1 protein-coding gene and 1 pseudogene are annotated in these 1,682 nt (G+C 63.9%); one reads left to right on the forward strand and one right to left on the reverse strand.

Annotated elements, in window-relative coordinates:
• Positions 1 to 83 precede the first annotated feature (83 nt).
• Positions 84 to 1,001, reverse strand: a complete 918-nt coding sequence (locus EN914_RS34575) for a peptidylprolyl isomerase (RefSeq protein WP_024503787.1) — start codon at positions 999 to 1,001, stop codon at positions 84 to 86.
• A gap of 246 nt (positions 1,002 to 1,247) precedes the next feature.
• Between EN914_RS34575 and EN914_RS34580 the strand changes: the two are divergent.
• Positions 1,248 to 1,682: pseudogene (locus EN914_RS34580) on the forward strand (preprotein translocase subunit SecA); the annotation flags it as partial.

Below are 1,682 nucleotides of genomic sequence, written 5' to 3' on the forward strand. Positions count from 1 at the left end.
GCCTGCCTCGTAAAGACGGCAATGAATGAAAAAGGGCGCGGCAACCCCTGGCTGCCGCGCCCCTTTTCAAAAATCTGCCAGTCTTACTTGGCGCTTTCCAGCGTATCGACCGCCTTCTTCAGGTTGGCGTCGGGGATCTCGACCTTGGCGCCGGCGCGCAGCGACTTGACCAGCGCGAAATACTTGTCGCGGATGACCGCCTGCTTGGCCTGGTCCTTGACGTCGTCGAAGGCCGGCGGCTGCTTGGTGCGCTTGTCTTCAAGCTTGATGACATGCCAGCCGAACTGCGTTTGCACCGGCTGCTCGGTGTATTTGCCGACCTCGAGCGCGGAGGCCGCCTTGTCGAACTCCGGCACCATCTGGCCAGGTCCGAACCAGCCGAGATCGCCGCCGCTGGTCTTGCCTGACGGATCGCTGGTGTGCTCGTTGGCGAGCTTCTGGAAGTCGGCGCCGCCGTCGAGCTGCTTGATGATCGCCTCGGCCTCTTCCTTCGTCTTCACGAGGATGTGACGGGCATGCAGCTCGTTGGTGGGCGGCGTGTTGGCGATTTCCTGGTCGTAACGGGCGCGGACCTCGGCGTCGGTGACCTTGTCGACGACACCCTTCTCGACCATCTCGCCATGCAGCGCGCGCTGCTGCAGGAAGGCCATGCGGCGCTGGAAGTCGGGATCCTTGTCGAGCCCTGTGGTGACCGCCTGGGCGGCCATGACGCGGATCTCGATGGCAGCCGAAAGGGCGGCGGCACGGCGCTGCTCGGGCGGCAATTGTGCGAACTGCTGCGACAATTCCCCTTCGGCAAGCACCAGATCTGCTTCGGTCAGGGGCTGACCGTTGACCGTGGCGATAACCTTATTGGGATCGACCGGTGCCGCGGCTGGCGCTGCTGCATCCGCTGGAGCGGGAGCGGTTTGCTGCGCCATCACAGGCGAGAGCGAAAGGGCCGACAGGCCGACGGCCAAGCCAAGGCTGGCGAGCGACGCGCGGCGAAACAACAGGGACATAGGGGGACTCCGGTGGGGATTGTTAAGAGGGGTGCTTCCAGATCGGCCAGATTGTGGCGGAATTTGGCGCAGCCAGCAGGGCCAGCGCGGCGTTGACATCAGTTGAGCCCCCTCTTATCTGTCCAACGACTTTGCGTCCAGAACCGTTTTCCGGGCGCTTTTTGTGTTTGTCCACGTTCACGTGGAATTGATGGGGCCGCCCGGCGCTCATCTCAAGATTGAGAATTCTATCGAAAGGACCATTGGATGGTCAGTCTCGGCGGTCTCGCCCGTAAGGTTTTCGGTTCCTCCAACGACCGTCGGGTCAAATCGACCCGGCCCCGTGTCGAGGCGATCAACGCCATGGAAAACGAGATGCGGGCGCTTTCCGATGAGGAATTGGTCGGCCGCACCGCGAAATTCCGCCAGGACATCGCCAACGGCGCCACGCTCGACGATCTGTTGGTGCCGGCCTTCGCCACCGCCCGCGAGGCCGCGCGCCGCGTGCTCGGCATGCGCCCCTTCGATGTCCAGCTGATCGGCGGCATGGTGCTGCACAATGGCGGCATTGCCGAGATGCGCACCGGCGAGGGCAAGACCCTGGTCGCGACGCTGCCGGTCTACCGCAACGCGCTTGCCGGCAAGGGCGTCCACGTCGTCACCGTCAACGACTATCTGGCCACCCGCGACTCCGAATGGATG

It is taken from the genome of Mesorhizobium sp. M7A.F.Ca.CA.001.08.2.1, from assembly GCF_003998455.1.
Lineage (GTDB): Bacteria > Pseudomonadota > Alphaproteobacteria > Rhizobiales > Rhizobiaceae > Mesorhizobium > Mesorhizobium ciceri.

Bases quoted from the DNA above. Each gene is read 5' to 3' on its own strand.
- EN914_RS34575 (WP_024503787.1), bottom strand. From the start codon at position 1,001: ATGTCCCTGTTGTTTCGCCGCGCGTCGCTCGCCAGCCTTGGCTTGGCC.